The organism is Xanthomonas sp. SHU 199 (genome assembly GCF_000364665.1).
Classification (GTDB): Bacteria; Pseudomonadota; Gammaproteobacteria; order Xanthomonadales; family Xanthomonadaceae; genus Xanthomonas_A; species Xanthomonas_A sontii.
The window spans coordinates 1-6046 of the sequence record NZ_AQOI01000283.1 but is presented as its reverse complement, the minus strand read 5'-3'; the positions used below and the strand labels follow the sequence as shown (position 1 = coordinate 6046).

The following is a 6046-nucleotide window of genomic DNA, read 5'->3' as shown; positions in this document are numbered from 1 at the left end:
GCCGGCGGCGTGGGCGCGGCGCAGCGCCTGGCACAGCGCCGCCGGCGCCGGCTCGGCGGCATCGCGCCAGGACGGCACGATCACCGTGTCGGCACCGTCCAGCGCCTCCAGGCCGTGCTGCACCTGGATGGCGAAGCCGGCATCGGTGCGCAGCAGCCCCGGCTCGGCGGCACACACGCGCAGGTCGAAGGCCGGCAGGTCGGTGTCCGGCCGCGCCTCGAACACCTGGCAGGGCACCGCCAGGTGGAAAGGGCTGATGCGATCGAAGGCGACCACGGCGAGGCGATGCGGCGACATGGCCCGATTCTAGCGAAAACGGTGTTTCGGGCCACTCGTCGCCGCGCCTCCGGCCGCCGACACTGGCCGCCTCTTCGCCCTGGAGCCACCGCATGTCCTCTCCCCGCCGCGCCCTGCTGGTCATCGACGTCCAGAACGAGTACTTCGACGGCGCACTGCCCATCGCCCATCCGCCGGTGGCGCAGTCGTTGCCCAACATCCTGCAGGCGATGGACGCGGCGCAGGCGCACGGCGTGCCGGTGCTGGTGGTGCAGCACACCGCGCCGGCGCAGGCGCCGGTGTTCGCCGACGGCAGCGCCGGTTGGGCGTTGCACCCGCAGGTCGCCGCGCGGCCGCATGCGCGGCTGCTGCGCAAGACCCGGCCGAGCGTGTTCGCCGACACCGACCTGGCCGCCTGGCTGCACGCGCAGGCGATCGACACCCTGACCGTGGCCGGCTACATGACCCACAACTGCAACGCCTCCACCGTGTACGAGGCCTTCCACCGCGGGTTGGCCGTGGAAGTGCTGGGCGACGCCAGCGGCGCACTGCCGTATGCCAACGCCGCCGGCCAGGCCAGCGCCGAGGAGATCCACCGGGTGTTAGGGGTGGTGTTCCACAGCAACTTCGCCGCGGTCGCCGACACCGCGCAGTGGATCGCGGCAGTGCAGGCAGGGCAGCCGCTGCCGCGCGACAACGTGCTGCAGTCCAACCGCCGCGCGCGGGACCTGGCATGAGCGGCATGCCGCGGGTGCTGCGTGCGCGCGAGTTCACCGGCAGCCGCGCCTGGGAGGCGCTGCCGGTGGCGCGGCTGGACGGGATCGGCGTGCGCATCCATTGGACCGACCAATCGTACGTTTGGCACGTCAACGACGGGGCGGAAGTATTCGTGGTGCTGGATGGGCAGGTGCAGATGCGCTGGCGCGCGCACGGCACCGAGCAGGCGGCGCTGCTGCAAGCCGGCGACGTGTTCCATGCGCCGGAAGGCACCGAGCATGTGGCGCACCCGCAGGGTCCGGCGCGGGTGCTGGTGGTGGAGCGCGACGGCAGTCCGTGAGCGTTCGGGATCCGCTCCTGACCGGCGGGGGCTTCGATAGCGCCCGGGACGTGCCGCCGTCGATGACGCGTGTACAGGGCGACGCACACTGCGCGTTCTGATGTGCGTTCTATCACGGAGCCATCACTGGCGATCTGGCGTCATTGGAGCAGGCTATGCCGCTGCGTGCGCACAGAGATCCTGGTGTCACGGCATCGCCAATCACCACGAGTGCGGACGCGGCCGGCATGCGAAGCCAGAGCGATGGGCGGTTCCCTGGGCAGCACCCAAACGTCGGCGCGGGACGGGATCCCGCGCGGCCTGCTGCCATTTCCGACGACGTCATGTCGTTGCGCGCGCCACGCCGTCGCGCGAGCGCTTATCAAACGCCACGCAGGGCGCGCGGTCTTGGTCGGGTCGTTGTCTTCGCCGGATTGGCGGTGCTGTGCCTGCTCATCCTTGGCGGCTGGGTTTGGCGCGCACACCGCCAGCAGCCCGCGCCGGCGCCCGAACCCTTGCGCGTGCAGACCATGACCGTCGCGCCGCACCGGGTGCCGGACATCATCGAGACCTCCGGCACCCTGTTGTCGCCGCAGACCGTGGAGGTGCGCGCGCAGGCCGATGGGGTGCTGCAGTCGGTGCTGATCCATGACGGCGAGCAGGTCCACGCCGGGCAACTGCTGTTCACCATCGATCCGCGTCCGCTGCGGGCGGCGTTGGCGCAGGCGCGCGCCACGCTTGCCCGCGACCAGGCGCTGGCGGCGGATGCGGCCGATACCGAGGCGCGCTACGCCAAGCTGTCCAGGACCGGCGCGGTCGATCCCAAGACCTACACCACGGCGGCCGACACGCTGCGCTCGCTGCGCGGCACCGTCGCCGCCGACCAGGCGCAGGTCGAGCAGAGCCAGCTGTCGCTGGCCTACACCCAGGTCCGCGCGCCCATCGACGGCCGCGCAGGCGCCATCGCGGTCAAGCCGGGCAACCTGGTGTCCAGCGGGTCCAGCACCGCACTGGTCACGCTCAACGTCAGCACGCCGATCGAAGTGCGTTTCGCCCTGGCGCATGTGCAGGTCGATGCGGTGCGCGCCGCGCCGCTGGGGCACCAGGGCCTGGGGCTGCCGGTACTTGCGCTGGATGCGGTGAACGGCACGCTGCTTGAGCGCGGCGAGGTGGCGTTCCTCGACAACGCCTTCGACACCAGCAGCGGCACGCTGGAGCTGCGCGCACGCTTCGCCAACGCCGGCGCCACGCTGTGGCCGGGGCAGTTCGTCACCGTGCGGGTGATCCTGGCCGAGGACCCGCAGGCGCTGTCGGTGCCCGAGAGCGCCTTGCAGCAGGGACAGCAGGGGCCGTACGTGTACTGCGTGGTCGAGGGCCATGCCGTGTCGCGGCCGCTGACCGTGGCGCGGATGGTCGACGGGCAGGCGGTGATCGCCAAGGGCCTGCGCGTGGGTGATCGCGTCATCCTCACCGTGCCCAACGAACTGCGCGACGGCACCGCGGTGCAATCCGGCAACCAGCACGCCACGCCGACCGCGGCGGCGACCGGACGGCATACGTGAATCTGTCGGCGCTGTTCATCCGCCGCGCGGTGATGACCTCGGTGCTGATGATCGCGCTGGTGCTGGCCGGCGGCATGGCCTACTTCGCGCTGCCGGTCAGCGAGCTGCCCGACGTCAGCTTCCCGACCATCACCGTCAACATGTCGCTGCCCGGCGCCAATCCCGAGACCATGGCCGCGGCGGTGGCGACGCCGCTGGAGCGCCAGTTCAGCGGCCTGCCCGGGCTGGACACGATGAGTTCGACCAGCAGCGTCGGCAGTACGCGCATCGTGTTGCAGTTCGCGTTGAGCCGCAATGTCGATGCCGCCGCGCAGGACGTGCAGAACGCGGTCTCGCAGGCGGCCGGCCTGCTGCCGCGCGAGATCAACCCGGCGCAGATCCAGAAGGAGGATCCCAGCGCCGCGCCGATCATGCACCTGATCCTGCGCTCGAAGACCATCGCGCTGCCGCTGCTCAACCAGTTCGCCAAGGACCGCGTGGCGCTGCGCCTGGCCTCGGTGCCGGGCGCCGGCCAGATCGATGTCAACGGCGCGCAGAAGTACGCGGTGCGCCTGTTCGTCAATCCGCACCTGCTCGCCGCCCGCCACCTGGGCTTCGACCAGGTGGTGTCGGCGGTGCAGGCGGGCAACAGCAATGCGCCGGCCGGCACGCTGATGGGGCGCGCGCGGTCCTACACCGTGCGCGCCGACGGCCAGCTCAAGCGCGCGGCCGATTTCGACGCCATGGTGCTGAGCTACGCGGACGGCGCGCCGGTGCGCCTGCGCGACGTCGGCCATGCCGAGGACAGCGTCGAGAACCTGCAGACCGCCGCCTCGCTCAACGGCCAGCGCGCGATCGAGATCAACATCCACCGCCAGCCCGGCGCCAACACGCTGTCGGTGACCCAGGGCATCCAGGCGGCGCTGCCGGGAATCCGCGCGCAGCTGCCCGGCGACGCCCAGCTCGACGTGCTCTACGACCGCGGCGACTACATCGGCGCGTCGGTGGAGGACGTGGAGTGGACCCTGGTCGGCTCGCTGGTGCTGGTGATCGTGGTGATCCTGCTGTTCCTGCGCAGCTGGATGGCGACCCTGATCGTGGCGCTGGTGCTGCCGACCTCGCTGATCGGCACCTTCGCGGTGATGCGCCTGCTGCACTTCAGTCTGGACAACATCTCGATGCTGGCGCTGACCCTGTCGGTCGGCTTCGTGGTCGACGATGCCATCGTGGTCATCGAGAACATCGTCCGCCACGCCGAGCAGGGCGCCAGCCGCATGGACGCGGCCATCGCCGCCTCGCGCGAGATCGGCTTCACCGTGCTGTCGATGACGGTGTCGCTGTCGGCGGTGTTCCTGCCGATCGTGTTCATGGGCGGGCTGGTCGGGCGGTTGTTCTCCGAGTTCGGCATGGTGATCGCGATCGCGGTGATCCTGTCCGGCATCGTCTCGCTGACCCTGACGCCGATGCTCGCCAGCCGCTGGCTCGACCCGAAGAAGAGCGCGGGCTGGGTGTTCGAGCGCTTCGACCGGCTGGTCGAGGCCAGCGAACGCGGCTACGCGCGCTCGCTGGCCTGGGCGACCGAGCGCATCGGCCTGATGTGCGTCATCGGTGTGGCCACCCTGGTCGGCACCGCCGGTGTCTACGCCGTGGTCGAGAAGGGCTTCATCCCGCAGGTCGATTCGGGAAAGATCGACGGCGATACCCGCGTGCCCGAGGGCACCGCCTTCGCCGACTTTGTGGCCAAGCAGGCGGCGGTGGTGAAGATCATCCAGCGCAATCCCAACGTGGCCAACGTGGAGTCGGTGATCGGCTCGGACAATTCGCTCAGCAACAGCGGGCGCCTGCTGATCGGGCTCAAGCCGCTGTCCGAGCGCAGCGGCAGCGCCGAGGAGGTGATCCAGGACGTGCGCAAGCAGGTCGCCGCGATCCAGGGCATCACCCTCAACATGCGCAATCCGCCGGCGATCGACATGGGGCCGACGGCCTCGAACGGGTCGCTGCAGTACGTGCTGCAATCCACCGACCAGAAGGCGCTGTACGCTCAGTCCGACAGCATCCTGCAGCGCCTGCGGCAACTGCGCGACGTGCAGGATCCGCAGAGCGACCTGCAGCTCAAGAACCCGGAGATCGAGGTGGTGCTGCACCGCGAGCAGGCCGCCGCGCTGGGCGTCACCGCCGCCGGCCTGCAGGACACCCTGGCCAGCGCCTACGGTGGCCGCAAGATCAGCACCATCTACGGCGACACCGATCAGTACGAAGTGCTGCTGCAGGTCGATCCCGCGGCGCAGGCCGACCTCAACGGCCTGGATGCGCTGTCGTTCAACGGCAACCAGAATCCCGGCATCACCGCGATCGGCACGCAGACCTCCAACAGCAGCTCCGGCACCAGCGCGGTGCTGACCGCCGCCGGCGGTCCGATGGTGCCGCTGCGCGCGGTGGCCGACGTGCGCATGGGCGTGGGGCCGGTGGCGATCAACCATTACGCCGGCTTGCCGGCGGTGACGTTGTCGATGAACCTGGCGCCCGGCGTGTCGCTAGGCGAGGCCGCCGCCGGCATCGGCAACCTGATGGCGCAGACCCTGGGCAAGGACGACGCGCGCGCCATCAGCGGCCAGTTCGCCGGCTCGGCGCAGGCTTTCGAGAATTCGATGAAGACGCTGCCGATGCTGCTGCTGATCACCGTGCTGCTGATCTACGGCGTGCTGGCGATCCTGTACGAGAACGCGCTGCACCCGATCACCATCCTGACCTCGCTGCCGCTGGCCGGGTTCGGCGCCATCCTCATGCTGGTGCTGTTCCGCCAGGAGCTCAATCTCTTCAGCTTCGTCGGCCTGATCCTGCTGGTCGGGCTGGTCAAGAAGAACGGCATCATGATGGTGGACTACGCGCTGGACCTGGAGCGCTCGGGCGATGCGCGCTGGCAGCAGCCGCGCGCGGCGATGCTGGAAGCGGCGACGGTGCGCTTCCGCCCGATCATGATGACCACCCTGGCGGCGGTGCTGGGCTCGTTGCCGATCGCGCTGGGTTTCGGCGCCGGCGCCGAGGCGCGGCGCCCGCTCGGCATCGCGGTGGTCGGCGGCCTGCTGTTCTCGCAGGCGCTGACCCTGTACCTGACCCCGGCCTTCCACATCGCGATGGCCGAGTGGCTGGCGCGCCGCCGCGCACGTCGCAACGGCGCCGCGCCGCCGTCGGC

General features: G+C 70.4%; 4 protein-coding genes and 1 pseudogene. 4 read left to right on the top strand and 1 reads right to left on the bottom strand.

Annotation, left to right across the window (positions count from 1 at the left end; translation table 11 throughout):
• Nucleotides 1-297, bottom strand: a pseudogene (locus tag D183_RS0110555) (GlxA family transcriptional regulator); the annotation flags it as partial.
• 92 nt (nt 298-389) lie between these two features.
• On the opposite strand from D183_RS0110555, the gene D183_RS0110550 reads away from it, so the two are divergent.
• The 4 genes from D183_RS0110550 to D183_RS0110535 form a co-directional block, all read left to right on the top strand.
• On the top strand, nt 390-1013 hold the full coding sequence (locus D183_RS0110550; protein ID WP_017908958.1) for a cysteine hydrolase family protein: 624 nt from the start codon (nt 390-392) through the stop codon (nt 1011-1013).
• Nucleotides 1010-1333: a cupin domain-containing protein gene (locus D183_RS0110545; RefSeq protein ID WP_017908957.1), complete on the top strand. Its 324-nt coding sequence runs from the start codon at nt 1010-1012 to the stop codon at nt 1331-1333. The genes D183_RS0110550 and D183_RS0110545 overlap by 4 nt, the downstream gene beginning before the upstream one ends.
• 419 nt (nt 1334-1752) lie before the next feature.
• Nucleotides 1753-2874: an efflux RND transporter periplasmic adaptor subunit gene (locus D183_RS0110540; RefSeq protein WP_232757254.1), complete on the top strand. Its 1122-nt coding sequence runs from the start codon at nt 1753-1755 to the stop codon at nt 2872-2874.
• Nucleotides 2871-6046 (top strand): efflux RND transporter permease subunit (locus D183_RS0110535; protein WP_017908955.1); only part of this gene is annotated, 3176 nt, incomplete at its 3' end. The genes D183_RS0110540 and D183_RS0110535, both read left to right, overlap by 4 nt.